At 72.7% G+C, this 24870-nt stretch carries 19 protein-coding genes and 1 tRNA gene; 9 read left to right on the forward strand and 11 right to left on the reverse strand.

The genetic code is table 11. From position 1 onward, the window contains the following. Positions 1 to 116: 116 nt before the first annotated feature. The 5 genes from addA to tsaE are packed head-to-tail and all read right to left on the reverse strand — an operon-like array spanning position 117 to position 8902. On the reverse strand, positions 117 to 3635 hold the full coding sequence (gene addA / locus GGD88_RS03470; protein ID WP_184431755.1) for a double-strand break repair helicase AddA: 3519 nt from the start codon (positions 3633 to 3635) through the stop codon (positions 117 to 119). Next, entirely contained in the window at positions 3632 to 6619 is a 2988-nt protein-coding gene (addB, locus tag GGD88_RS03475) for a double-strand break repair protein AddB (protein WP_184431757.1), read from the reverse strand. Before addB ends, addA begins: the two co-directional genes overlap by 4 nt. Before the next feature lie 9 nt (positions 6620 to 6628). Continuing rightward, complete coding sequence (locus GGD88_RS03480) at positions 6629 to 7408, reverse strand: nucleotidyltransferase family protein (protein ID WP_221236983.1); 780 nt, start codon at positions 7406 to 7408, stop codon at positions 6629 to 6631. Next, a complete protein-coding gene (locus tag GGD88_RS03485; RefSeq protein WP_343056236.1) occupies positions 7405 to 8436 on the reverse strand; it encodes an aminoglycoside phosphotransferase family protein in 1032 nt (343 codons plus the stop codon). The genes GGD88_RS03480 and GGD88_RS03485 overlap by 4 nt, the downstream gene beginning before the upstream one ends. Then, positions 8423 to 8902, reverse strand: a complete 480-nt coding sequence (tsaE, locus tag GGD88_RS03490; RefSeq protein WP_184431759.1) for a tRNA (adenosine(37)-N6)-threonylcarbamoyltransferase complex ATPase subunit type 1 TsaE — start codon at positions 8900 to 8902, stop codon at positions 8423 to 8425. Before tsaE ends, GGD88_RS03485 begins: the two co-directional genes overlap by 14 nt. 220 nt (positions 8903 to 9122) lie before the next feature. On the opposite strand from tsaE, the gene GGD88_RS03495 reads away from it, so the two are divergent. Next, a complete protein-coding gene (locus GGD88_RS03495; protein ID WP_184431761.1) occupies positions 9123 to 10151 on the forward strand; it encodes an NAD(P)/FAD-dependent oxidoreductase in 1029 nt (342 codons plus the stop codon). Between the two features lie 783 nt (positions 10152 to 10934). Further along, positions 10935 to 11492: a hypothetical protein gene (locus GGD88_RS03500; RefSeq protein WP_184431763.1), complete on the forward strand. Its 558-nt coding sequence runs from the start codon at positions 10935 to 10937 to the stop codon at positions 11490 to 11492. Here GGD88_RS03500 and GGD88_RS03505 read toward each other — a convergent pair. After that, positions 11479 to 12084 (reverse strand): GNAT family N-acetyltransferase, encoded by a 606-nt coding sequence (locus GGD88_RS03505; RefSeq protein ID WP_184431765.1) that lies wholly within the window; start codon positions 12082 to 12084, stop codon positions 11479 to 11481. The two genes, GGD88_RS03500 and GGD88_RS03505, sit on opposite strands and share 14 nt — an antisense overlap. A gap of 247 nt (positions 12085 to 12331) precedes the next feature. Between GGD88_RS03505 and GGD88_RS19260 the strand changes: the two genes are divergently transcribed. Further along, positions 12332 to 13051 (forward strand): phosphatase PAP2 family protein, encoded by a 720-nt coding sequence (locus GGD88_RS19260; RefSeq protein WP_184431767.1) that lies wholly within the window; start codon positions 12332 to 12334, stop codon positions 13049 to 13051. A 20-nt stretch (positions 13052 to 13071) separates the two neighbouring features. Here the strand turns inward: GGD88_RS19260 and GGD88_RS03515 are convergent, their stop codons facing one another. Next, positions 13072 to 13671 carry a TlpA disulfide reductase family protein gene (locus GGD88_RS03515; RefSeq protein ID WP_184431769.1) on the reverse strand — a complete coding sequence of 200 codons (600 nt, stop codon included), beginning with the start codon at positions 13669 to 13671 and terminating at the stop codon, positions 13072 to 13074. A 93-nt stretch (positions 13672 to 13764) separates the two neighbouring features. Between GGD88_RS03515 and argH the strand changes: the two genes are divergently transcribed. The 4 genes from argH (at position 13765) to GGD88_RS03535 (ending at position 17539) form a co-directional block, all read left to right on the forward strand. Continuing rightward, positions 13765 to 15138: an argininosuccinate lyase gene (gene argH, locus GGD88_RS03520; RefSeq protein WP_425502568.1), complete on the forward strand. Its 1374-nt coding sequence runs from the start codon at positions 13765 to 13767 to the stop codon at positions 15136 to 15138. Then, a complete protein-coding gene (locus GGD88_RS03525; RefSeq protein WP_184431773.1) occupies positions 15135 to 15362 on the forward strand; it encodes a hypothetical protein in 228 nt (75 codons plus the stop codon). Before argH ends, GGD88_RS03525 begins: the two co-directional genes overlap by 4 nt. A gap of 21 nt (positions 15363 to 15383) precedes the next feature. Then, entirely contained in the window at positions 15384 to 16676 is a 1293-nt protein-coding gene (gene lysA / locus GGD88_RS03530; RefSeq protein ID WP_184431775.1) for a diaminopimelate decarboxylase, read from the forward strand. Between the two features lie 257 nt (positions 16677 to 16933). Continuing rightward, entirely contained in the window at positions 16934 to 17539 is a 606-nt protein-coding gene (locus tag GGD88_RS03535; RefSeq protein ID WP_184431777.1) for a hypothetical protein, read from the forward strand. 30 nt (positions 17540 to 17569) lie between these two features. Here the strand turns inward: GGD88_RS03535 and GGD88_RS03540 are convergent, their stop codons facing one another. Then, positions 17570 to 19141, reverse strand: a complete 1572-nt coding sequence (locus tag GGD88_RS03540; RefSeq protein ID WP_184431779.1) for a CYTH and CHAD domain-containing protein — start codon at positions 19139 to 19141, stop codon at positions 17570 to 17572. Between the two features lie 308 nt (positions 19142 to 19449). Between GGD88_RS03540 and GGD88_RS03545 the strand changes: the two genes are divergently transcribed. Further along, a complete protein-coding gene (locus GGD88_RS03545) occupies positions 19450 to 21021 on the forward strand; it encodes a hypothetical protein (protein ID WP_184431781.1) in 1572 nt (523 codons plus the stop codon). A gap of 106 nt (positions 21022 to 21127) precedes the next feature. Continuing rightward, positions 21128 to 21214, forward strand: a tRNA-Leu gene (locus GGD88_RS03550). Between the two features lie 306 nt (positions 21215 to 21520). Here the strand turns inward: GGD88_RS03550 and GGD88_RS03555 are convergent. Genes GGD88_RS03555 through GGD88_RS03565 form a run of 3 tightly spaced genes read right to left on the reverse strand, consistent with a single transcriptional unit; the run spans position 21521 to position 24854 of the window. Beyond that, positions 21521 to 22204, reverse strand: coding sequence for a phosphatase PAP2 family protein (locus GGD88_RS03555; protein WP_184431783.1), 684 nt, complete (start codon positions 22202 to 22204; stop codon positions 21521 to 21523). Continuing rightward, the gene (locus tag GGD88_RS03560; RefSeq protein WP_184431784.1) at positions 22201 to 23706 is read right to left on the reverse strand and encodes a glycosyltransferase family 39 protein; all 1506 of its coding nucleotides are present in this window, start codon (positions 23704 to 23706) and stop codon (positions 22201 to 22203) included. The genes GGD88_RS03555 and GGD88_RS03560 overlap by 4 nt, the downstream gene beginning before the upstream one ends. A 50-nt stretch (positions 23707 to 23756) precedes the next feature. Beyond that, positions 23757 to 24854 (reverse strand): LptF/LptG family permease, encoded by a 1098-nt coding sequence (locus GGD88_RS03565; protein ID WP_343056237.1) that lies wholly within the window; start codon positions 24852 to 24854, stop codon positions 23757 to 23759. Positions 24855 to 24870 lie beyond the last annotated feature (16 nt).

Raw genomic sequence — 24870 nt, forward strand, 5'->3', positions numbered from 1 at the left:
GGGCGCGCTGGGGTGTCAGGCCGAACCATGCGGTCCCACGCCGGAGCGTGGGACCGAGACCGGTTTCCTCTCTCGCCCACGCTCCCGCGTGGGCGCGCCGACCCGCCGGGCCGTGACTACGACGCCAGCACAGCCTCCAGCCGCGCCGGGTCCAGTACCATCAGGCCCGGCCCGGCGGTCCAGACCAGGGCACAGTCGATCTCCCGGTCCGGATAGATCTGCGCCAGCACGGCCCGATACAGCGCCATCTGGCGCAGGTAGGCCGCTGGCACCTCAGCCGGGCCGGCGGGGACCGGCCGGCTGGTCTTGAAGTCCACCACCGTCACCCGCTCATCCGTCACCCGCAGCCGGTCGACCTGGCCCGACACCACGTCCCCCGCGACCACGCCGACGATCGGCACCTCCGCGCGCGACCCAGGGCCGAAGACCGGCGCGAGGCGCGGGTCCTCCAGCACGCCCAGAACCTCGCCGGTCAGGTCCGCCACCGCCGCCGCCGACAGGGCGTGCGCCGGCCGCGCCAGCCACGCCCGCGCGGCCGTGGCGCGGCGGTCCGGCCTGACATCCGGCAAGGTCTGCAACAGCCGGTGGATCAGGCGACCGCGCTGGAACCCGGCCCCGCCCGCGGCGACCAAGGGCGACACCGGCGCCGGGTCCACGGGCGGGCGCGACGGGGACAGCGGCCGCGACGGCCGCGGCTCCGGCGGGGGCGGCGTCTCCAGCCAGGCCGGCGCTTTCTGCGTGTCCGCCGCACCCGCGCCGGCCGCCGCCGATCCATCGGGACGCGGCGGCCGCGTCTGGTCGGAGCGGTGCCGCAGCACCACCGCCGCCTCGTCGTCCAGCCCGCAGACCGCGAGATCCGGATCCGGCGCCGCCACGCCATAACCGTCCAGCGCCCGCGCCACCAGGTGATACCAGCAGTCATCCGCCGCCGCCCGGCGGGTGTTCCAGCCGCAGACGACCAGCCGGTCCTCGGCCCGCGTCATGGCGACGTACAGCAGACGCCGGTACTCCTGGGCCTGCGCCGCCAGACGGGCGTCGTGCAGCGCCTGGGTCACCGGCTCCCGGTCGGCGGCGCGCGGCGGCCACAGCAGCAGGGCGGTGTCATCATCGCCGGCCCCATCGAAATAGACGTGCGTGTCCCCGGCCGGCGGCGTGCCCAGGGTATCGGGCAGCAGCACCACCGGCGCCTGCAGACCCTTGGAGCCGTGCACGGTCATGATCCGCACCGCGCCGCCCCCATGCTCCAGGTCGCGCTTGATCTCGGTCCCGGAGACCGCCAGGGCGCGCAGGAACCCGCCCAGGGACGGCGGCTGATCGCGGTCATGGGCCAGCGCGAGCGCCATGAACTCATCGAGGGGATCGTCGGCCTCGCGGCCCAGCCGGGCCACCAGGGCACGGCGGCCGTCGAGAACCTCCAGCACATGGGCGAACAGTTCATGCGGCGGCAGCACGTCGGCCTTGTCGCGCAGACCGGCCAGATAGGCCCAGGCGGCCCCGAAGGCATCGGCGGCGCCGGCGCGCGCCTCCAGCCGGTGCCACAGGCGTTCGCCCGGGTCGCGGCCGTGAGCCAGCTCGAAAAGCTGCTCCTCCGTCAGCCCGATCAGCGGCCCCTTCAGCACCGTGGCCAGGGTCAGGTCGTCCTCGGGCAGCAACAGCGCCTGGCCCAGCGCCATCAGGTCCATGACGGCGAGTTGCTCGGTCAGCACCATGCGGTCGGCGCCCGCCACCGGCACACCCCGCGTTTTCAGGTGCCGCGACAGGTCGGTGACGAACCCGGTGCGGCGGCGCACCAGCACCAGGATATCGCCGGGGCGGATCGCCCGGTCGCGCGCCGGCAACCGCTCCCCCTGCGTGACCATGCGGTGGATGCGGTCCGCCACCAGCCGCGCCAGCCGGGCCGGCGCGCTCTCCACCCGCAGGCGCTCCACCGGCGGTTTCCAGGGCTCCGGCGCGGCGGCCTCGGGCGGATCCAGCGCGGGCCACAGCTCCACATGGCCCGCCTGCCCTGCCCGCGCGGGTGTGTGGGTGATGTCCTCGTCGCCGACCGCCACGCCGTCGCGCGCGTCGGCCTGCCGGAATACCCGGTTGACCACGTCCAGCACCGCCTGCGTCGAGCGAAAGGAGACATGCAGTTCGACGTCCTCGAAGCGCGCGCCGGTGGCCCGCACCCGGTCCGAGACGCGCGCCCGCATGGCCTCGAACCCGGCCGGGTCGGCGCCCTGGAAGCTGTAGATGGACTGCTTGCGGTCACCCACGGCGAACACCGTGCGGCGCGGCGGTACCGTGTCGCCGTGCGGTCCCTCGCGGCCCAGGCCGGCGTGGAACTCCTCGGTCAGGGCGCGCACCACCGCCCACTGGTCGGGGCTGGTGTCCTGGGCCTCGTCGATCAGCAGGTGGTCGAGGCCGCCGTCCAGCTTGTACAGCACCCAGGCGGCGCCGTCCGACCGCTCCAACAGAACGCGGGTGTGGTGGATCAGATCGTCGAAATCCAGCAGGGCGCGCGCGACCTTCTGGGCGTCCAGGGCGCGCAGGTAGGCGTCCGCCACGGTCAGCAGGGCGCCGGTCGCCTCGGCCACCGCCGCGGCGCGGCGCCGCTCCGCCAGCCGCACGAGCCGGGTCTGTTCGGCCTCCAGCACGTCCAGGACCCAGCCCTGCCCGTCCCGGATTGCCTTGGTCTTGGACAGCGTCTCAACGGCGCGCGGCGCGCCCTTGCTGTCGAAGAAAACCGTCTCAAAGGCCGGCAGCAGCGCCGGGCGCTCCGCCGGTGACGCCGCCAGGAACGCGGCCAGCGTCGCCGCCCGCCCCTGGTCGATCTTGCCGCCGGTCGCCAGCACCTCGGCCGCTTCCGCCAGGCTGACGCGGTCGAAGGCCGCGTCGGCACAAGCGGCGGCGGTCAGGGTCTCGGGCGTGTCGGTCTCGGCCACCCCCAGGCGGGCACAGGTCGCCGCCCGCACGCCCGCCAGCCCGCCGCGCACCGCGAACAGCCGCCGCAGGCGCGGCCCGGCGCCCTTCATCGCCGCCATCAGTTTCGGGAACCGGTCCTCGGACACGCGGGCGCTGACCACCTCCAGCGCCGCCGCCAGCGGATCCCGGACCGGATCGCCCAGGCGCGCGGCCTCCAGCACCGTACGCAGGGCCGCGTCCGTCGCCTCGGCGGCCATGCGGTCGTCCATGACCTCGAACCCGGGCGACAGGCCCGCCTCCAGCGGAAAACGGCGCAACACCGACTGACAGAAGGCGTGGATGGTCTGGATGCGCAGCCCACCCGGCGTCTCCAGGACCTGCGCGAACAGGCGCCGCGCCCGCGCCATGCGGGCGCCGTCCGGGGCGGTACCCGCCAGATCTTCGAGCGCCGCGGCCAACGCGGCATCGTCGGCCACCGCCCAGGCCGCCAGCCGCCCGGCCACCCGGTTCGCCATCTCGGCCGCCGCCGCCTTGGTGAAGGTCAGGCACAGCAGGCGTTCCGGCGCCGTACCCTCCAGCAGCAGATTGAGCACCCGATCGGTCAGCACCTTGGTCTTACCGGACCCGGCGCTGGCCGCCACCCAGGCGGAAACGGCCGGGTCGGCGGCGCGCCGCTGCTCGCGCGCGGCCAGGGTCACCGGATCGGGGACGGGATCACCGGCCGTCGTCATGCGCCGTCCTCCGCGCCCGCCGCCGACCACTCGCGCACCCGGGCCAGGTGGTCGTAATCGGAATAGCGCGGGGCCTGCTCGGGCACCGGCTGAGACGGATAGGGTGTGGCCGGGTCGGCGTAGTGGTTGACCAGCGCGACCAGCCCGGCCAGTGCCTCGGCCGCCAGCGCGGGCGCATCGTCCGCCACCGACCGCACCTCGCCGCCCTGTGCGCGGGCGCCGCGCAGCCGCCAGTACTCCAGGCCGGTGACCGGCCCGGCCGTCACCTCGGGGAAGGCGCCGGCGGCGAGCATGGCAGCCTCCAGCGGTAACTGCGGCGCATAGCCGGCGGCGACCTCGCGCTTCGACGGCGGCGCGCCGGTCTTGTGGTCGACCACCACCAGGCCGCCGTCCTGGTCGGCTTCCACCCGGTCGGCGCGACCGGTCAGGGTGAACGGACGGCGCACTCCGGTCAGCGCCAGCGATCCCGCGACCTCCACATGCACCCGCCGCAGGGCGCCGGCCCGGGCCTGCTCCTGCGCCGCGACCCAGGCGGCGGTACGCGCGAAGCGCGGCCACCAGAACGCCGCCACGCGGGCATCGGCCAGCCCCTCCGCGAACACGGCCCGGCCGATCCGCAGCAGCTCGCCTTCGACGTCACGCGGAAGCGCCTCGGGCCAGGCCCGGCGGAACGCCTCCAGGGCGGCGTGAACCAGCGAGCCGTATTCGGGCGGCCCGAGCGGCCGGTCCAGCGGCTCCAACGCCTCCAGCCCGAGAACGAAGCGGGCATAGATGGCGTAGGGATCGCGCATCCACTGTTCGATGCGCGTCACCGACAGGCGCGCGGGCCGGGCCTCCACCGGCGGCGTCGGCGCCGGCGGCGGGACCGGGTCGAGCGCCGCCACCGTCCGCAGGCGCGCGGCCCAACTCCGCCAGGGCGTGCGGGCCGCCGCCGCCCAAGCGTCTGCCAGACCGACCGCCGCCGTGGCGGCATCCAGACGCAGCAGCCAGCGCGACGGCACCGTGGGTGTGCCCTCGACCCGCTCGGCGCGGGTCAGCGCCACGTCCGGCGCGCCCAGGGCCTGGGTGAAGTCGTGCGCCGACAGACCGATGCGCTGCTCCGGCGGCGGCAGGCCGAACGCCGTCCGCATCGGGCGGCTCATCCAGGGGTCCGCGGCCACCGCCGGCGGCCAGGTGCCCTCGTTCAGTCCCCCCAGGATCATCCGGTCGGCGTGCCAGGCGCGCGCCTCCAGCGGCCCCAGGATCGACAGGCGCGGGTGTCCGCCCTGGGGCGGGCGCACCACCTGTCCGGTCATCAGGGCATCGAACAGCCCCGGATAGTGCCGCGGCGCCAAGTCCGGGAGGCCGTCGGCGGCAGCGGCCAGATCGGCGGCGAAGGTGGCCGCCGCCTCGCCCGCCGCCTCGGCCCACAGGCGCAGCGGCCCCGGCTCCCAGCGGGTGGCGGCCAGCGCCTCGGCCGCCGCCATGTGGGTCTCGATCAGCGCCCGGGGTGGCACGGTCGGTCCGGTCATCAACGCCAGCAGCGGGCCGAGCGCGGCCTCCAGCCGATCCAGCAGATCCAGGAGCGGCCGCGTGGCGCCCGGCGCCCGGGCCTCGACAGCACGGCGCAGGCCCGCCAGGCCGCCGGCCGGGCGCGGGCCGCGCAGCACCTCGCGGTCCAGGCGTCGGGTCAGGGCGCGAAACCGGCCCGCGTCCATCCCGCCGGCGGCCAGCGGATGGCGCAGCAGGTCGAGCAGCGGTCCCGGTGCCAGGTCCTCGGCGGCCGCCACCGCCAGCAGCCTTAGAAACGCACCGGGTGGGGTGACGGCCAGCGGTCGTCCGGCCGAATCGTCGACGGTCAGGCCCCAGCGCCCCAGGCGCGCCGCCACCCGGCGCGCCAGGTCGCGGTCCAGGGTGACCAGGGCGGCCGTGCGCCCCGGCGTCTCCAGGGTCTCCCGCATCATCAGGGCGATGACGTCCGCCTCTTCGCGGGGGCTGGCACAGGTGATCCGGGTCACCCCGTCCAGCGCGCGCGCCGGCAGCGGCGCGGCCCCGCGCCAGGCGTCGCTGGTCTCGGCCGGGCGCATCGCCTCCGCGACCAGGCGCACGCGGTCGGCGCGGCCGTCCCCGGGGGCGGGGTCGGGTGCCGGCCAGTCGGCCACGGCGGCACGATCGACATCGAGCCGGGCCAGCAGCCGGCGCAGGCCGTATTGCGGATGGGTCGGCGCCAGCACCGCCCAGCTCTCGGCGTCCATGGTCCGGTCGAGGCCCGGCAGCACCACGGCACCCCGGGGCATCTCCGCCACCACCGCCAGCAGGTCGGCGGTGGCCGGGATGGAGCCGGTCGAGCCGGCCGCGATGACCGGCCCGGGCGGCGGAGCGTCGCGCCACCGCGCCGCCTGCGCGGTCATCAGGCGATCGCGCCGCGCCGCCGGATCCAGCGCCCCCTCGGCCTCCAGGACCGCCGGCCAGACCTCGGACAGCACGCGCAGGAAGTCCACCGTGATGCGCCAGTGATCGGCGTAGCGCTCGGGCACCAGGTCGGCGAGCCGGTCCAGCGACAGCCGCTCCGTCTGCACCTGATCGAGCAGGCCCGCCAGCTCACGCGCCAGCCGGGCGGCCTGTTCCGGGGTCGGCGGCCGGCCGTCCGGTCCCAGCGGGCGGGCTCCGACCAGGCGCGCCAGAAGCAGTTGGCGGCGCAGCGGGGCAATCGCCGGGGGCAGATCCAGGAGCCCCTCGCCCATCTCCGGGCCGCCGCCCAGCACCAACTCGTCCTCGTCCACGTCGCCGAGCGGAACCATCCGGGGCAGCAGCAGCGCCCGGCCGCCGGCGCGGCGCAGGAACGCCTCGCGCAGCGCCCGGCAGGCGCGCCGCGTCGGCAGCAGGACGGTCGTTTCGGCGAGCGCGGTCGGGTCGCCGCCGCAGCGGTCCAACAGCCCGGCCGCCAGGACATCGACGAACGGACGGGTGGGCGCGATGGTGAAGACGCGGGACGCGGCCGACATAAGGGGCGGTTACTGGTCGCTGCAGGGGTTGGGCTCGCCCAGCTTGCGCTCCGCGAGGGCGAGCGCGGCGGGTGTGCCCACATGGTACCACTCGCCATCGTGGGGGACAGCGAACAATCGGTCCTCGTCCATGGCGCGGTTGAACAGACGATTGAGGGAGAATGGTCCCTCCGGCGTGTCCTCGAACAGGCCGGGCGCGATCATCAGCACGCCGCCGTAAACGAAGGGCGCGATCTCGGGCGGGCGCCGCCGGCGCGGCCGGCCCCAGGCATCGAGGAAGAAGTCGCCCGGACCGTCGTAGCCGTGCGCGCCGGCCAGCCGCAGCACCAGCAGCAGCGCGTCCATGCGGTCGCCGTCCCAGGCCGCCGCCAACCGGGTCAGCCCCGGGCGTACCCCGTCCAGCCACAGCACGTCGCCGTTGACGACGAACACCGGGTCGGGTCCCAGCAGCGGCAAGGCCTTGCGCACCCCGCCGCCGGTGTCGAGAAGCCGGTCGGTCTCGTCGGAGATCACGACTTGGGGCGCCGTGCGGTGCGCCACATGCGCCCGCACCTGATCCGCCAGGTGGTGGACGTTGACCACGCAGGTCTCGACGCCGACCGCCGCCAGCCGGTCCAGGGTCCAGTCGATCACCGGCCGGCCGCGCACCGGCACCAGCGGCTTGGGAGTGCTGTTGGTGATCGGCCGCATGCGCCGGCCCAGCCCGGCGGCCAGCACCATGGCGCGGCGCGGCACGGCCACGTCGCCGACGGGCGGAATCGCGACCGGCCGGGTTTCGCGGGTGGTCATGACGGCACGGTCCTTTGTTCCGGCGGAATATGATGGTCCATCCAGGCCCGCACATCGGTCAGCACCGGATGCGCCAGCGCGCGCTCCAGCAGACGCCAGACGCGGGCGATATGCGGCAGATACAGCGGTTTGCCGTCGCGCCGCGCCAGGCGGGTGAAGATGCCGATCACCTTGGCGTGACGCTGCGCGGCCAGCACCGCCCAACTGGCCGCGAAGGCGTCCGCATCCAGCCCCGGCATGGCGGCGCGGTAGCGGGTCTGCATGGCCGCCACCAGCGCCGGATCAATGTCGCGCCGGGCGTCCTCCAGCAGCGACACCAGATCGTAGGTCAGCGGGCCGGCCACCGCGTCCTGGAAGTCGAGCAGGCCGCAGCCGGCCAGACCGTCGCGCCTCGGCACCACCAAAAGGTTGTCCACATGGAAGTCACGCAGCACCAGGCTGTCCGGCACCGCCCGCGCCGATGGAAAGACGTCGGCCCAAAGGGCCTCGTACTCCGCCAAGGCGGCATCGCAGGGACGTGCCCCCAGGACAGCGGGCATGTACCAGTCGGTCAACAGCCGCGCCTCGTCCAGGAGCAGCCGGTCGTCGTAGACCGGGGCCACGCCTTCCGGCACGGCTTCGGCCGCCGGACGTCGGTGCAGGTCCACCAGCAGATCGACGGCCAGGGCGTACAGCGTCGCCTCGTCCGCGCCGGCGGCCAGGCGGCGGGTGAAGGTGGCATCGCCCAGGTCCTCCAGCAGCAGGAAGCCCAGGGCCGCGTCCTGGTCCAGCACCCGAGGCGCCGAATAGCCGAGCCCCGTCAGATGGCGCGCGATGCGCACGAAGGGGCGGGTGTCCTCCTGGTCCGGCGGCGCGTCCATCAGCACCGCCGAGGCCCCGGGCCGGGTCACCCGGTAGTAGCGGCGGAACGAGGCATCCCCGGCCAGGAAGGCGCACTCGGCCTCACCCCAGCCGGCCCGCGCGAGGAATGCCGCCCGCGGAGTCGCGCGGACCACGGGGTCGGCGGGGCGGGTCTCAACCATCGTCATGCCAGTCCATCTCCGGATGGCGCGCCGTCCAGGCCCCGTGCGGCCGCAGCGTGGCCCGGCGCCGGGTTGGTCCGGTCACGTCCAGGACAACCTCCAGCCGATCGCGCGGCAGCAGCGGGCCGAGGCGATCGGGCCACTCGATCAGCGTGATGCCGCCCGCAACCGCGTCTTCCAGTTCCAGTTCCAGGGCCTCCTCCGGCCGCTCCAGGCGGTACAGGTCGAAGTGGGCGACCGGCACCCCATCGCCTCCGTCGTAGCCCTGCACGAGCGTGAACGTGGGGCTCGGCGCCTCCTCGTCGGGGTCCCCGGTGCGGGCGCGGATGATGGCCCGGGCCAGCGCCGTCTTGCCTGCCCCCAGGTCGCCGGTCAGGGCCACCACATCGCCCGCGCGCAGCCGCGCGGCCAGGGCCGCGCCGAGTCGGGCGGTCGCGTCTTCGTCGGGCAACTCGTGCACGGAGGCGGGCATCGGGGTCTCGGATGCGCGGGCGGATCGGCGTCTCGGCCAGGGTTTTAGCGGCCCGTCCCCGACCCCGCAATGGCCGTGGGCCGGGTCAAGGCGGCGGCCGGCCCCAGGGTTGCGCCCGCCGGGTGTGGCCGTTATGTCAGGCACACCGTGCTATACCGCCAGGGACAGTGGGGGCGCCCCGCCCCCCGCTCTTCGTTGTCCGCGCCGGAGGTTCCGTTCCATGCCCGAGCCTGTCGTCCACCGAACCGACGCCGTCGTCATCGGCGCCGGGCCGGTAGGTCTGTTTGCCATTTTTCAGTTGGGCATGGCGCGCCTGCGCTGTCATGTCGTCGACGTGCTCGACACCCCCGGTGGCCAGTGCACCGCCCTGTACCCCGAGAAGCCGATCTACGACATTCCGGCCTATCCCAAGGTCCTGGCCGGCGATCTGGTGGACCATCTGCTGGAGCAGGCCAAGCCGTTCACGCCGCACTTCCACCTCGGTCAGCAGGTGGAGCGGCTGGAGCGCACCGACGGCGACGACGCCTGGCGGCTCACCACCAGTGCCGGGACCGTGCTGGAGGCGCCGGCCGTCATGATCGCCGCCGGCGCCGGAGCGTTCGGCCCCAACCGGCCGCCGCTGCCGGGGATCGAAGCCTACGAAGGCACCGGCGTGTTCTATTTCGTCGCCAAGCGCGAGGATTTCCGGGACCGCCGTGTCGTCATCGCCGGCGGTGGCGACTCCGCCGTGGACTGGGCGCTGTCGCTGTCCGAGGTGGCCGCGCGCGTGATGGTCGTGCACCGGCGCGCCAAGTTCCGCGCCGCCCCGGACAGCGTGGCACGCCTGCACGCCCTGGCAGAGTCGGGCGCGATCGACCTCGTCACACCCTACCAACTCAAGGGTCTGGAGGGCGACGGACCCCACCTGTCGGGCGTGGTGGTGGCCGACCTGGACGGCAACACGCGCACGCTGGAGGCCGACTGTCTGCTGCCGTTCTTCGGGCTGGCCACCAATCTGGGGCCGATCGCCACCTGGGGACTCGCCCTGGAGCGTCACCAGATCACGGCGGATCCGGCGACCTGTCAAACCAGCGCGCCGGGCGTTTTCGCCATCGGCGATATCGCCTCCTACCCTGGAAAGTTGAAGTTGATCCTCACCGGCTTCTCCGAGGCTGCGATGGCGGCCCACGCCGCGTACGGCGTCGTCCATCCGGGGGAAGCCCTGCATTTCGAGCATTCGACGACAACCGGCGTGCCGACGCTGCCCTGACCGTCGCATGTGTCCTCCGTTCAACGGGCAAATCAAACCGTTACTGAGGTATCTGAAGAATAGATCTCAGCATAGAAAGTGTCAGAATTTTCCTTTTGAGTGACACGACCGTCACTCTATAGTAGGGGGCGATGTGGGACGTTCGGTGTGCGGGCGAAGAATCGCCCGGGTCACATCGGGCGGGTGCCGGGTGGCGCGACCGGGCGCTCCAGGTCCCGCATCCCGATTCTTGCCAGGTCCACCCGTTCATGCCCGGAGTCGCACCGCGTCTCCGGACGGTTGCGGAGTGCCGGCGCGCCCGCCGCCTCTCGCCCCAGGGCGGATCGCACGGCATTGGACCCGCTCCCGGGCGCCAATACCGTGCGTGAATCCGCCCCAACTCTTTGATTCAGGGCAGAGTCACGTGATCACTCCGAAACACGGCGTGAGTCAGATTGATCCCGATCTGCCCTCGTGTCTGGAAAGGCTGTCATGATCGTGCGTCTTCTTCTGGAGGGCCTGTTCTCGCTCGGACGTCCCGCGACCGCCGCGACCCTCAAGCCGCGGCCGCCGGCGCCACGCCGCGGGAGCCGCCGATCGCGGCCGTCGTTCCCCTTGCGGGGCCGGCCCGATCTCATGATGATGACCGGTGCCATGTCGGCCCCCCCGACCATTCCGCACCGGGCCGTGCGCGGACGCCGCGTCACCTGGAGCGGCCTCGGCGGGCGCTGGGCCGCGTGACCGTTCCAGGGGGCCGGACCGTCGGTCCCCTCCCCCCGTGGTCCTGAACCGGATTGCTGCCCGATGACCGATCACCCGCGCCGGGTTCGCCGCCTTCACGCCCCTGTCGTCCGACTCTGCGCGGCCGTTCTGGTCGCCGCGGCCGTCGTCGCCGCACCGCCAGGACCAGCGCTGGCGGCGGGCGGTGGCGGCGACGGACACAGCAAACCGGCCGCCGAAGCCGGCAACCGGCCCGACAAGGAGACCACGCGGCCGCGCACGCAGGCTGACCTGGTGGGCGGTCACTACATGCAGCTCAACCTGCTCTGGCTGCCGATCTTTCAGGGGCAACGGTCGCGCTATCAGGCGGTGACCGCCCGCCTGGTGCCGCATCCGGACAAGCGGATTCTCGCCTGTTTCAAGGCTCCCTGGGCGCAGGAGGCCATCCTGTTCGAGTTGAACGAGACCCCGCTCCGTCTGGACCAACTCGACGCCCTCGACGCCGACGCCCTCAAACAGCGTGTCCTGGCCCGCGTGCACGCCCACGTCGGCGAGGCCGACCTCTACACCGACGTCCTGTTCGTGCCCGGCATCGAGGAACCGGCCGCCACCGAGCAGGACCTGTCGTTCATGTGTCGGTAACCGCGGGCGCGTCCGCCTCAAGGGGCAGTTCCAGGGGATGGAAGCGGAGTCCCTGGGCCTCGACCGCGTCATCGGCCAGCGCGTGAAAGCCCAGGGCACGATAGAACCCCAGGGCGTAAGGGGTGGCGCGCACCCGGATCCGGGCCAGGTCCGGCACCACCGCGCGGAGGCGCGTCAGGGTCTGCTCGAACAGGCGGCGCCCGAGTCCCCGGCCCTGATGGTCACCGCGCACATACAGCAGTGTGAGGTAGCCGTCGCGGTGCATCTCGCACACCCCCAGGACGGTTCCCCGCCGGTCGGCCACCTGCACCACGCTGCCCGCGGCGAGCCGCGCCGTCAGCGCGGGAACGGCCACGAAGTCCCGGAAGGCACGGTCGCCCTCCACGGTGTTGTCGTCCGCGTTGAAGGCTGCGTACTGGGTCAGCAGGAAGTCCCGGCCCGGACCGGCATCGCGCACGGTCATCGGGCGCAGGTGGGTGCCGTCGCGGGTCACCGTCCAGTAGGCCGCCGCCACGCTTGCCGGCACCCGGGCCGGCGGTGGCGGGGTCCAGGGGCGGCGGGGCGAGGCGGGAAGCATCCAGGCTACCGTCATCGCGGCGCTCCCTGATCGGAGGGCGCCGCCCGGCGGCGCGCTGGGATCCTTGTTCCGGCCCGGGGGCGGCGCCACCTCCAGCCTGTCTCCGCGACATAGCCGCTTACACTGTGACGCCGTATCGGCGCGGCCGGCTCCATGGCGCCCTCGTCTCGGTCTAACGTGTTGCGCATCATAGCGCAGATGGCGCATGAAGAAAAAGCGCCAAGTGCCCAATTCTCATGATACTCTGACAGATGGTACCATCGTGATCGCGTTTTCCCCCCGCCCCACCCGCCTCCGCCGGATCGCAGACTGGCACCAGGATCAGGCCCGCCGCCGGCCGCTCACGGTCGCCGGGGCCTGGGTGGCGATCGCGAGCCTCCTCGCCATCGCCGTCGTGGACCGTCCGCTGGCCCTCCTCCTGAAGGCGCAGGTGCAGGGAGACTGGAAAGGCTTCTGGAGCGTGGTCACGGACCTGGGCACCGGCCTGCCCTGGTACCTGCTCGGCCTTATGGCGTGGGGCTGGTGCCGCCTCGCCATGGTCGGCGCCCTAACGGCGGACCAGTGGCACCGCTGGCGCGACCGGGGCCGCGCCTGGCTGATCTTCGTCGCCGCGCTGGCGGCCAGCGGCCTGGTGGTGACGGTGCTCAAGCACGCCATCGGTCGGCTGCGTCCGGTCTGGCTGTTCCGGGAAGACCTCTACGGGGCCGCGCCGCTGTCGTTCCAGAGCGCAGCCAACAGCTTTCCGTCCGGTCACTCCCAGACCATCTGGGCCGTCATGGCCGCGCTCATGGTGCTGTTCCCGCGCCACTGGCCGACCTGGGCGGTGCTGGGCGTTCTGGTCGCCGCCAGCCGGCTGTTCGTGACCGTGCACTATCTCTCGGACGTGCTGGTCGGCTCCTTCATCGGTATCGCCACCGTGGTGCTGCTGACGCGCTGGGCGCGGCGGCGCGGCTGGCCCCTGCGCCTCGGCGCGCCGCCGTAGCCGCCGCGTCCGTTCCCGCGCTACCGAAGGGCCACCCCCGGCACGGCCGCGATACGGGCACGGAACCAGTCGAGCAACTCCGGATACTGCCAGTCGGCATAGCCGGTGTGGGTGCCGAGAACCGTGCCATCGTGATCGAGGATGTAGGTGGTCGGCAGCCCCTTGACGCCGACGGCGCGGGCGAAGGCCATGCCCGGGTCCTGATACAGATCGAGGTGTTCGATATCGTGTTCGTCGTAGAACGCGCGCAGCGCGTCCATGGCGCCGCGATCGGTGGAGACGGCCACCACCTCGAACGCCGGCCCGCCCAGTTTCGCCTGCAACTGGTCCAGCGACGGCATTTCGCGCACGCACGGCGGACACCAGGTGGCCCAGAAATTCAGGACCACCACCTTGCCCCGGAAATCCTGGAGCGAGACACTGGCGCCCTGCTCATCGCGGAAGGCGGTGCGTTCGCCCACCAGCATCGCCGGGTCGTCCGGCGCCGTCAGGAGGTCTTGCGGCGGCGGCGCCGCGGCACCCCACGGGCCGGCGAGCAGCGCCGCGCTTGCAACGGCGGTGCCGATGAGGAAGATGGCGAGGGCGATCAGCGGCCCCGTCCGCGTGATGACTGTGCGCATGGCTTTCGAAGGAATGGGTCCCGGATGGACGTGAACGACAGGGGTGACGACACCAACAGCGACGACACCGGCGCGGGCACCGGCCGCAGTGCCATGTGGGGCGGACGCTTCGCCGCCGGCCCGGCGGCCATCATGGAACGCATCAACGCGTCCATCGACTTCGACAAACGGCTGTTCCGCCAGGACATCGCCGGCTCGAAGGCCCACTGCCAGATGCTGATGGCGACCGGCATCGTCTCGAAGGACGACGGCGAGGCCATTCTCGCCGGGCTGGACCAAATCCTACAAGAGATCGTCGACGGGCGCTTCGTCTTCAAGACCGCGCTGGAGGACATCCACATGAACGTGGAAGCCCGCCTGCGCGAGATCATCGGCCCGGCCGCCGGCCGCCTGCACACGGCGCGGTCGCGCAACGACCAGGTGGCGACCGACTTCAAGCTGTGGACTCGGGATGCCATCGACGGTCTCGACCGCGACATGGCCGCGCTCCAGGCTGCGCTGATCGACCAGGCCGAGGCTCACGCCGATGCCGTCATGCCCGGCTTCACCCACCTCCAGGCCGCCCAGCCGGTGACCTTCGGGCATCACCTGCTGGCCTACGTGGAGATGCTGGGACGCGACCGCGGCCGCTTGCGCGACGCCCGCGCCCGCCTGAACGAGTGCCCGCTGGGCGCCGCCGCGCTGGCCGGCACCGGCTTCCCCATCGACCGCCACAGCACGGCGGCGGCGCTCGGCTTCGACCGCCCCGCCGCCAACAGTCTGGACGCGGTCTCCGACCGCGACTTCGCCGTCGAGCTGATGGCCGCCGCCAGCCTGTGCGCCGTGCACCTGTCGCGCCTGGCCGAGGAGTTGGTGGTCTGGACCAGCGCGCAGTTCGGCTTCGTGCGGCTGTCCGACGGCTTCTCCACCGGCAGCTCGATCATGCCGCAGAAGCGCAACCCGGACGCCGCCGAGCTGATCCGCGCCAAGACCGGGCGCGTGGTCGGTCACCTCAACGGCCTGCTGATGGTCATGAAGGGGCTGCCGCTGGCCTACTCCAAGGACATGCAGGAGGACAAGGAACCGGTCTTCGAGACCGTCGACACCCTCACCCTGTGCCTGGCCGCCATGACCGGGATGATCGCCGACCTCCGCGTCGACCGCGCCCGGCTGGCGGCGGCGGCCGGTGCCGGCTTCTCCACGGCCACCGACATCGCCGACTGGCTGGTGCGCGAACTGGGCCTACCGTTCCGCGACGCCCACCACGTCACCGGCGCCATCGTCAAGCGGGCGGAAGAGCGCGGAGTCGGCCTGGAGGACCTGTCCCTGGCCGACCTTCAGGCGGTGGAGCCGCGCATCACCGCCGACCTGCGCCTGGACCCGGCCGGTTCGGCCGCCGCCCGCACCAGCTTCGGCGGCACCGCGCCGGTGCGGGTGCGCGAGGCCTGCGCCGACGCGCGGCGCCGCTTCCTGGATCCGGCCCCGTGACCGGCGCGCGGCGCACCGCGGCGCTGGCACTGGGGCTCGGGTTCGCCCTGGCGCTGGTCCTCGGCGGCTGCGGCCGCAAGGCCCCCAACCTGCCGCCGGCGGACAGCACCTACCCCCGCACCTATCCGGCGCCGACGACACCGGAGGCCGCGCCGCCGGCCTCCACCCTGCCCGCGCCGACCCTGCGCGACGAACGCCGGCGCCGCACCGGCCCGTCTTCCTGAGCCTGCTGAGCCGCGAGTGCCATGCATCATTTCCACTATCGGGACGGCACGCTACACGCCGAGGCCGTCCCGCTGACGACCATCGCCGAGGCCGTCGGCACGCCCTGCTACGTCTACTCCAGCGCAACCCTGACCCGGCACGTCCGCGCCTTCGCCGACGCCTTCGCCGACCTGGACGCCCGCATCTGCTTCGCCATGAAGGCCAACGGCAACAAGGCCGTGCTGCGTCTGGTCACGGGCCTGGGCGCGGGCGTGGACGTGGTCTCCGGCGGCGAGCTGGCGCTGGCCCTGGCCGCTGGCGCGCCGGCGGACCGCATCGTCTTCTCGGGCGTCGGCAAGACCGAGGCCGAGCTGGGCGCCGCGCTCCAGGCCGGCGTACACCAGATCAACGTGGAGAGCGAGCCCGAGCTGGAGGCCCTGGACGCGGTGGCACAACACCTGGGCGTGCGCGCCCCGGTGGCAATCCGGGTCAACCCGGACGTGGACGCCGCCACCCACGCCAAGATCACGACGGGCAAGGCCGAGAACAAGTTCGGCATCGAATGGACCAGCGCCCGCGCCGTGTTCCGCCGCGCACGGACGATGGACGGGATCGCGCTCAAGGGTGTCGCCCTGCACATCGGATCCCAGATCCTGGATCTCGCCCCGTTCGAGGCCGCGTTCCTGCGGGTGCGCGATCTCGTGGCGCTGCTGCGCGCCGACGGTGTTGCGGTGGAGCGCCTGGACCTGGGCGGCGGCCTCGGGGTGCCCTACCATGCCGGTGACGAGACCCCGCCGCCGCCCACCGCCTATGCCGAGGTGGTGCGGCGGACGGTCGGTGACCTGGGATGCGCCCTGACCATCGAACCCGGGCGCGCCATCGCCGGCAATGCGGGCGTGCTTCTGTCGCGGGTGATCTACCTCAAAGAGGGCATCACGCGCGCCTTCGCCATCGTCGACGCGGCCATGAACGACCTGATGCGCCCGGCGCTCTACGACGCTTGGCACGACATCCGGCCGGTGCGCGCGCCCTCCGCGGGGACCGAAACGCGCCTGCTGGACGTGGTGGGACCGGTCTGCGAATCGGGCGACACCTTCGCCCGCGACCGTACGCTTCCACCGCTGGTGGCCGGCGACCTGGTGGCCTTCATGACGGCCGGGGCCTACGGCGCGGTGATGGCGAACCAGTACAACGGCCGCCCGTTGGTGCCCGAAGTGCTCGTGGACGGCGACCGTTTCCACGTCGTGCGTCGGCGACCGAGCCTGGACGACCTGGCCGCACTGGAGGACCTGCCGCCCTGGCTGCTGCGGGAGTGGCCGTGCCCCCGCCGCTGAGTCACACTGCCCGCCGGAGACCGACAGCCGATTGCGACCAACCGGAGTCGCGGCGCGATGTCGGTGTGCCGCAATAGCGCCGATCGCTCGAAATCAGAACCACCGGGGTGGGACCGATTTCGAGCCTGACTCGGCGCGATCTGTTGGTTTCAGAGCGGAACGCCCGAATTCGAAATCACCATGCGATTCCGTATTCCGGCGTTCCGCGCTAATCGGCTGCGACGCATACACTTTGCGCGGCGGCGGGAGGGCGCGTCATGGCAGACCTGAAGGGAGGGACCGACCTGAGGGTGGGCGCCGTCGTGGGGATGCGCGGGAACATCACGACCCTGGTCGGCATCCGCCCCGGCTTCGAGCGGGACATGGAGAAGGACCTGGGCTTTCACGAGGGCCGCCTGTCCCAGGGCTACTTCATCCTGCTGCTGCGCCAGTTCCTCGGCCTCGATGACTTCAAGCTGGCCGGCTACACCTATTTTTCGGGTGGCCGTCTCGGTCCGCCGGCGGACAGCGCCGACGCCGACCGGTTGCGCGAACATCTGTACGACAAGGTCTTGCAGGCGCACGGGCTCGACGGCGTGCGGGCCTTCAAGGACCTGGCCCTGAAGGGCATGGCGGTGACGGGGCGCAAGCGCATCGCCAAGATCGTTCCCGTCACCCGCCACGACGACGGCCTGACGCCCGCCGAGCAGTATCCGCCCGGACGCGGCGTGCCCCAGTTCGAGCTGGTGCGGGAACGCAAGTTCCTGGTTGCGGTCGAGGTCACCCCGGCGGGCCGGGCCAGGACCCCGGCCTTCGAGGTCGACCTGAAGGCCCAGGGCTATGGCGGCCGCAAGCGTCTGCGCGAGTACATGGAAGGGGCGTAGAGCCGATCGGTCCCTCGCCGCCCGGCCCCATCAGCGCCAGAACCCGGCGGCCTGGCGCACCGCTTTCAGGGTGCGGCCGGCTTCGGCCAGGCGGTCGCCGGCGTCGCGGCGATGCCAGCCGGCCACCAGACCGGCCGCCCAGGCCCGCTCGGCCGCGGCGACCCCGTCGTCGCCGGCGCGCTGGTCCGCCACGGTCTCGTGCAGGGTTTCGTGTAGGGTCTCCCTGGCCACCGCGACGTCGTTGAGCGCGCCGAGCTGGTCCTGCAACGTGGACAGCCCCTTCACGAACGGCTTGACCGTCTTCTTGCGGAACAGGGATCCAAAAAACTCCGTGGTATAGCGCAACTTCTTCACCTGAATCCGCATCTTGTGGCGCTTGGTGTCGGAGAGGCGGTCGAACGTGCGGGCCGGCTTCGCCACCTTGCGCCAGCGCGCCTCCAGAGTCTTGCGTGCAAAGCGGTCCAACGGCATCTCCCGCGGACCATCGTCGCCGCTGGCGCGCCAGTCCCCGGCCTCGATCCAGGCGCCCAGGCCCAACAGCAGGCGCGTGAAGCGCGGATCCGACACCGCCGCGACGGCCGCGTCGAACCGGCGTTCGCGCCGGTCCGAGAACAGCGCGTGCAAACTGGCGAGGCCCGGATCGTCGGGGAAGACCGTCCGCACGGGGCCCAGGATCTCGCTCAGGAACACGTCGGCATCGCGCGCCGGCCCAAGGCTTCCCATCAGCCAGCGCAAGTCGTCCTTGACGGCCGTCAGACCGGGACCGGCCGCCACAGCCTTGAAGGTGGTCATGGCCGAGCGCAGGCGCCGCGTCGCCACCCGCATCTGATGGATGGCCTCGCCGTCGCGCGCCTCGACGAGCGGCCTGACGTTGGCCGCCATCTGCGCCAGACAGCCGCCGGCGATGGCCTGGAAGGCGGCCCCGGCCGTCATGTCCGGGTCCAGGTCCAGGGCCTGTGCCTTCTGCGGTCCGGGCACCGCCGCCGAGACGGCCAGGGCATGGCCACGCTCCGCCTTGGCGCGCAACTCCAGTCGCACCGGCACCGCCGCGGCGATGCGCTCGGCCAGACGGTAGAGGTCGCCCGCGGTGCCCTCGACCAACTCCAGTTCCGCCTCGCACACGGGGGCGCTGTGGCCGTTGGCGCGAACCGCGCCGCGATCCAGGGCCATCAGGACCGTACAGCCCCCGTCGCGCAGGCGCACCTCGGTGCGCCGAATATCGGTGGTGAAGCACGGCCGCACGGCGTCGGCGGTCTCGACCCCGGCCAGGGCCTTGCGCAAACCCGCCGCGCGCGGGCGCTCCAGATCCAGCCGCCCGTCGGGCACCGACCGCTCCCACTCCAGGCGCTTGAACAGGCCGGCGGCCTCCTGGGGCGCGGCCTTCACGGTCTGGACCCATGAGGCCCCATCGTGGCGCAGGCGCAGGGTGACGCCCCGGGTCCAGAGGATCCCCTCGGGCGTATCGTAGTAGGTGCTGGTCAGGCGCCGGGTGCGCACCGGACCGTCCCGCAGCGCGCGCAGCCACGGCAAGCGGAGCAGGACCGCCAGGCCGGCCTCGGAGGTGGCGAGCTTCAACTCGGTTTCGATCGGGGGTGCGGTCATGGTCGGTCTCGATGCTGTCTCCGGCCGCGGCGGCGGCCCGGACCGGGTTGTGCACGGAAGGACGCGGGGTCGCTATGCCAGAGGTGTGACGGAAACGCGGCGCTGTCAGCCCATGCCCCTATTCCACCGGCAGTGTGTCCGTGAGAGAACAGGGTTTGCCAATCCGGTTTAGACATTGATTTCCTGGTTTTAGCCAATTGCATTAAAGCACCGTCAGAGATAGGGTCATGATGGGTTGGCGTCCTGCGACACGCGGCCGATGATGCCACGAGTCCAGCCCCCGCGAGTCCAGACGAGGAGAGCGAGACATGTCGCCGCAGCACGCTCCGGTCCGTGGCGCGACCGGTCTGAACCGGCGCCTCGGCGCGGCCGGAGCCACCGCTGTCATCATCGGAACCCTGGCGCTGGCCGGGTGTACGGTGGGAGAGGGTGGCATGGTGGAAGCCCTGGCGCCACCGGCACCGGCGGCCGACTCGGCGCTGGCGGCACTGTCCAAGGGCCAACTCGGGGACGCCGAGGCCTGGGCAACGCGGGCGCTGAAGTTCAACCCGCGGGACCCCTACGCCCTGCTCATCAAGGGCATGCTGGCGGAGCGGGCCGCCCAGCCCGCCGTGGCCCGCGACGCTTACGAGCTGATCCTGGCCCTCGACCCTGACGCCCGGGTCGACCTGACGCCGCTGGACATGGACTCGACCCCCCGACCGGTGGTGGAGATCGCCGCTGCCCGGCTGGACAGGCTGCCGCCCGCGCCGGTGGGTGCCGGCTTCGCGCGGGTGCCGGGCGTCACCGGCCCCACCGCCATGGAAACCCCGGCGCCGACCCCGGGCAATTTTCCCAACGACCGCGACGATGCCTGGGACAGCATCTCGCAGCGCTTCGCCGTCCTCGAACGCCTCTACAACGAGGGCCTGATCACCAATGTGGAGTACCGCGACCGCCGCCGCGCAAACCTGGGCGCCATCCTGCCGCTGACCGAACCGCCACCCAGCGCCGGCCTGGCACGCCCGGCGCCCCGGGTGACCGCCGTCGTGAGCCGGTTGCAGGACCTGGGGGCCACATTCGAGCGGGGCGCCCTGTCCGCCAGCCAGCACGCGGACGAACGCCGGGCCATTCTCGATGCCCTGCTGCCCGCCGAGCCGCTGGTGCGCGAGGAGGCCGACATGCGCCCCGACACGGCGGTAGAGGCGGCCCGGCTGGCCCGCCGGCTCGAAGACGCCCTACGACGCGGCCTCGTCACCAGCGGCGAGTACGATGCCGAGCGGGCCGCGCTGCGCGAGGCGGCGACGGCCCTGCCCGAGGGCCAGGCCGACACCGCGGCCGCGGCGGTGCCGCCGCCGGCGGCCCGCGTGGAGACAGCCGCACGCCCCCGGCCGGCGGCGCCGCTCGGGGCCATGCCGGCGTCCATGGCCGACGCACGCGAGCCAGGCTCCGAAACCGCCACCGATGCCGCAGCGCCCGCGACCACGAGGGACGGCGGTCCCGTCGCCCCGCGCCCGCTGCTGCCGATCGAGCCGGGTGTCACCGCCGGACCACCCACGGCGAACGCGGACGATCCGGTCACGCAGCGGTTCACGGGCGTGACGGGGGCCGCCAGCGACACCGCGGCCCAGGCCCGCGCCGGGACCGCCAGCGCCTACGTCCATCTGGCCTCCTACCGCGACAGCGACACCGCGCGCGCCGGCTGGACCGCCCTGAGCACCCGCTACGCCGGCCTGATGCGGGGCATGACCCCGGTCTACGAGCCGGTCACGATCCCCGGCAAGGGCGATTTCATCCGCCTCAAGGCCGGACCGGTCGCCATCCCGGGCGGCGCCCCACGCCTGTGCGACCAGTTGCGCGCGGCCGGTCAGTTCTGTGAACCCACCGAGGTGGCGCGGTAGGTCGGACCGCCGGGCCGCCGCCGGCGACGGTGCCAAAAACGGCATCCATGGCATTGACGGGTCCCGAGCGCCCTGCAATAACCCTGGGCGTGACCTTGCCGACCCGGCCCGGGTGGCGGAATTGGTAGACGCACCGGACTCAAAATCCGGCGGTGGTAACACCATGCGAGTTCGAGTCTCGCCCCGGGCACCACGCCGCGAGACACGCGCTTTGGCGTGCGGCACACGGCGTCATGCTGGCCAGCCCCATACTGGCCAGCCCCATACACCGTATCGGGCCGCCGCCGCAGTGGCGCCGGTTACAGCCGATTGCGACAAACCGGACGCGCGGCGCGATTTCGGTGTGCCGCAAAGATTGGCAGAGACTCATATCGTTCGCGCGGAGTCACGCGATCAATCGGAACCACGACATGGTTCGGAATGATCGCGTGACTCCGCGCTGACCGACCCATGCAGGCGACGTCATGGGCCGGATGGGCGGGGCGGTCTCGTGCGGTCCTCAGCCGTCGTCCAGGATCAGGGTCCGGTGCAGCCACAGGGTCACCGCGATCACGATGACCCCCGCGAACACGATGTCGGACAGGAAGTGGGCGCCGACCACGATGCGCGCACCGCCCACGATGGCCCCGAACAGCAGCGCCGCGATCATCGCCGGGACGCGGTGACGCCGCGGCACCAGCAGCGCGAACGCCACCACCCAGAAGCCGATGGCGGCGTGTCCCGAGACGAACGAACAGTTGGTCGCGCACTGGTCGGCGATCATCCACGGCGGCGTGTAGATCGCCGCACCGCCGAAGGCCTCGATGTCGCTCGGGCGCGCCCGCCCCCACCATTCCTTGAGGACGCCGTTCACGATCAGTCCCGGCCCGAGGGCGAGGCTGCCCACCAGGAACAGCACCTGGCGCCCGCTCGGCCGCCCCCGGCGCGGTCCCGGCACCATGCGGTCGCCGACCCACAACAGCACCACGAACACCACCGCGGCGTACAGAAGCGGGGGCACCCCCTTGCGGATGGCATTCAGAATCGGGCCTTCGGCCACGAACAGGCCCGTCCCGGCATCGTAGAACAGCGCGCTGACCCCAAGGTCCACCTGAGGGACCACCACGAACACCAGCACCAGAGCCGTGAACAGCCGACAGCGCCAGCCCGCCAGCGGATGGGTATCCCAACTCGGCGTGGTCATGGCGCCTCCGCCGGCACCAGGACAGCGGCCCAGGCCCGCCGGCGCCCGTCCGGCAGGGTCACCGTCAGGCGAGCCCGGACATCCCGCGCCGCCCCGTCATCCGCTCCGTCGTCCGCCCCGCCATCGGCATCGGCCAGGGCGGCCGGCATCACCAGGAGGCCGCGAAAGGCCGCGGCCCCGGCATCGGCCGCCGTCCCGATCACCCGCACAGGCACGTCGGCGCGCGCACCGTGATAGGCCAGCAAAGGCGCCCACGGTCCGGCTGCACCAATGGGCGTGCCGTCATAGGTCTCGGCGAGTGTCGCCAGCCAGCGCCCGGCCGGGTCCCAGCCGCGCCCGGCGGCGAACAGGTCCGCCGGCTCCGGCACCACCCATCCGGCGCGGGCCGCCAGGTCCGGCCCGCGCAGCAGCAGCCCGGCCACGAGCAGGTTCAGGACCACCGCCGCGCGCAGCCACCCTACCCGCTCCCGCACCGTCAGCCAGCCGACTCCCATGGCCACGGCCGCCGGAACGGCGGGGGCGGTCAGCATCGCCCCGGTGTCCCAAACCAGGGTCAGCGCCAGCGTCGCCGCCAGCACCGGCACGGTGAACACCACCAGAAGCCGCACCCGGTAGTCCCGGAACGCGCCGCCCATCGCCTCCGCCGGCAAGCGCAGGAGCAGCCAGGCCAGCACACCCGCCAGCACGGGGCCGGCCAACACGGTCCCCAGGCCCAGCGACGGCAGCAGGGCGCCCAGCGCATCCCCGCGCGCGGGCCATCCGGTCGACAGCGACCGCCACAGCCGCTCGTAACCCGCCCAGCCGTTCTGGGCGTTCCACACCAGATCGGGCAGCACCAGCACCGCCGCCAGCAGCACGGCCACGGCCGGCCCGGGGCTGCGCCACAGGCCGGCCGGCGCATCGGCGGTCATCAGGTAGAGCATCGCCAGCGGCACGAACAGCGCCATCAGGGGGTGCATCAGCAGGCCCAGGCCGACACCGACCCCGAGGGCAACCCAGGGACCGAGGCCGGTCTCGGCGCGGGTGCGCGCCAGGGCGAGCAGGGCCAGGGTCCAAAGGGGCAGCATCAGCGTCAGGGACCCGATCATCAGCCCGCCCAGCATGACCAGCGGCAGCGTGATGGTGACCACGGCGCACCAGAACCCGGTCCGCGGGTCGAACAACACGCTCCCCAGGCGGTACATCAGCCAGGCGGTGATGCCATGGGCAAGCGGGGCCAGCAGCCGCAGGCACGGCCCGTCCGCCCCGCAGCGCTCGGACAGCCATCCCAGCAGCCACGGCGGCAGCCACCCGACGTCGGGCCAGGCGGGGCGCGGCGCCTGCGCCAGCAGCCACAGGGCCGCCTCGTCCGGCATCACCGGCGGCGCCACGGGTCCGGCCAGCAGCGCCAGGCGCGCGCCCGTCACGGCCAGCACCAGCGCGGCCACCGCCCAGGGTCCGGCCACCACCGCGAACACCCGGTCGCCGAACGCGGCCCGGTCCTGGGGAGAAGGATCGCTCATCTACACTCCGTCACAAGGGACGCTGTCGCGCGGCGGCCGTCATGCCGCCGCTAGCCATCCTCAAGGTGGAACAGGACCGCGGTGCCCAGCAGACCCGTCACCAGGGTGGGGGACCACGCCGCCAGACCGACCGGCAGGGTCTGCGACTGACCGAGGGTATAGGTCACCTGGGAGAAAAAGTAGACGAGGAATCCGGCCACCACGCAGCCCACCACGCGCGCCAGCCAGCCGCCCCGCCGTTGGCTGGACTTGAACCCGAACACGGCGGCCAGCAGGACCATGGCGCACAACATCGCCGGCGACGCCAGCAGCGCGTACCAGTGCATGCGGTGGGCATGGGCCGAGAACCCCGCGGACTCGAAGAACGCGATGAACGCCGGCAACTCCCAAAAGCTCATGGACTCCGGCGCGGCGAATTTTTCCTGAATCTTGGGCAGCGACAGCTCGGTCTGCACGACCAGACGCGCCTGAGTCTCGGGCGGTTGCCCGGGCACCGAGACCGTCGCCTGCTCCAGAACGAACCGGTTGTCCGCCAACTGTCCGCGCGGGGCATCCACGCGCCATGTCGGCACGTCGTCCGGTCCCATCTCCATCACCATGACCTGGGACAGGTTCAGCACCCGGCGCTCCTGCCAGGCGTCGCGGGCGTGCACGATGGCGAACCCGTCGTCGCGTGCCTCGCGCAGCCACAGCCCCCCTTCCGACAGGGAAAAGGGATTGTCGCCGCCGATGCCCACGTCCCGGGCCGCCCGCTCGAACTGGGTGAACAGGGACGCCGCCAGGGGATTGACCATGCCGACGTTGAGGGCCCCCAGCACCAGCACCAGCCCCAGCAGCGGCACCAGGACCTGCCAGACCGACACGCCGGCGGCCCGGATGATGACCAGTTCGCTCGCTCGCGACAGGCGCCAGAACACGATCAGCGCCGCCGCCAGGAACACGAACGGCAGCGCCGTCTGCAACACGAGGGGCAGACGCAGCAGCCCGAGGGTCATGACGACCCCCAGTGTGGCCTCCGGTATCCGCGCGGTCTGGCGCAGCAGCTCGATGACGTCGAACAGCAGGATCAGGGCGGCCACCGCCACGGCCGTCAGACCAAGGCCGACCAGAAAGTGCCGGGCAATGTAGGTGGTCAGGGTCGGTTGCACGCCGGGACTCCGGGCT

The organism is Roseospira goensis, assembly GCF_014197795.1.
Lineage (GTDB): Bacteria > Pseudomonadota > Alphaproteobacteria > Rhodospirillales > Rhodospirillaceae > Rhodospira > Rhodospira goensis.

What these genes read in the sequence shown, in the direction of transcription:
- addA (WP_184431755.1), bottom strand. Translation starts at nt 3,635, where the DNA reads ATGACGACGGCCGGTGATCCCGTCCCCGATCCGGTGACCCTGGCCGCG.
- addB (WP_184431757.1), bottom strand. Translation starts at nt 6,619, where the DNA reads ATGTCGGCCGCGTCCCGCGTCTTCACCATCGCGCCCACCCGTCCGTTC.
- GGD88_RS03480 (WP_221236983.1), bottom strand. Translation starts at nt 7,408, where the DNA reads ATGACCACCCGCGAAACCCGGCCGGTCGCGATTCCGCCCGTCGGCGAC.
- GGD88_RS03485 (WP_343056236.1), bottom strand. Translation starts at nt 8,436, where the DNA reads ATGACGATGGTTGAGACCCGCCCCGCCGACCCCGTGGTCCGCGCGACT.
- tsaE (WP_184431759.1), bottom strand. Translation starts at nt 8,902, where the DNA reads ATGCCCGCCTCCGTGCACGAGTTGCCCGACGAAGACGCGACCGCCCGA.
- GGD88_RS03495 (WP_184431761.1), top strand. Translation starts at nt 9,123, where the DNA reads ATGCCCGAGCCTGTCGTCCACCGAACCGACGCCGTCGTCATCGGCGCC.
- GGD88_RS03500 (WP_184431763.1), top strand. Translation starts at nt 10,935, where the DNA reads ATGACCGATCACCCGCGCCGGGTTCGCCGCCTTCACGCCCCTGTCGTC.
- GGD88_RS03505 (WP_184431765.1), bottom strand. Translation starts at nt 12,084, where the DNA reads ATGACGGTAGCCTGGATGCTTCCCGCCTCGCCCCGCCGCCCCTGGACC.
- GGD88_RS03515 (WP_184431769.1), bottom strand. Translation starts at nt 13,671, where the DNA reads ATGCGCACAGTCATCACGCGGACGGGGCCGCTGATCGCCCTCGCCATC.
- argH (WP_425502568.1), top strand. Translation starts at nt 13,765, where the DNA reads ATGTGGGGCGGACGCTTCGCCGCCGGCCCGGCGGCCATCATGGAACGC.
- lysA (WP_184431775.1), top strand. Translation starts at nt 15,384, where the DNA reads ATGCATCATTTCCACTATCGGGACGGCACGCTACACGCCGAGGCCGTC.
- GGD88_RS03535 (WP_184431777.1), top strand. Translation starts at nt 16,934, where the DNA reads ATGGCAGACCTGAAGGGAGGGACCGACCTGAGGGTGGGCGCCGTCGTG.
- GGD88_RS03540 (WP_184431779.1), bottom strand. Translation starts at nt 19,141, where the DNA reads ATGACCGCACCCCCGATCGAAACCGAGTTGAAGCTCGCCACCTCCGAG.
- GGD88_RS03545 (WP_184431781.1), top strand. Translation starts at nt 19,450, where the DNA reads ATGTCGCCGCAGCACGCTCCGGTCCGTGGCGCGACCGGTCTGAACCGG.
- GGD88_RS03555 (WP_184431783.1), bottom strand. Translation starts at nt 22,204, where the DNA reads ATGACCACGCCGAGTTGGGATACCCATCCGCTGGCGGGCTGGCGCTGT.
- GGD88_RS03560 (WP_184431784.1), bottom strand. Translation starts at nt 23,706, where the DNA reads ATGAGCGATCCTTCTCCCCAGGACCGGGCCGCGTTCGGCGACCGGGTG.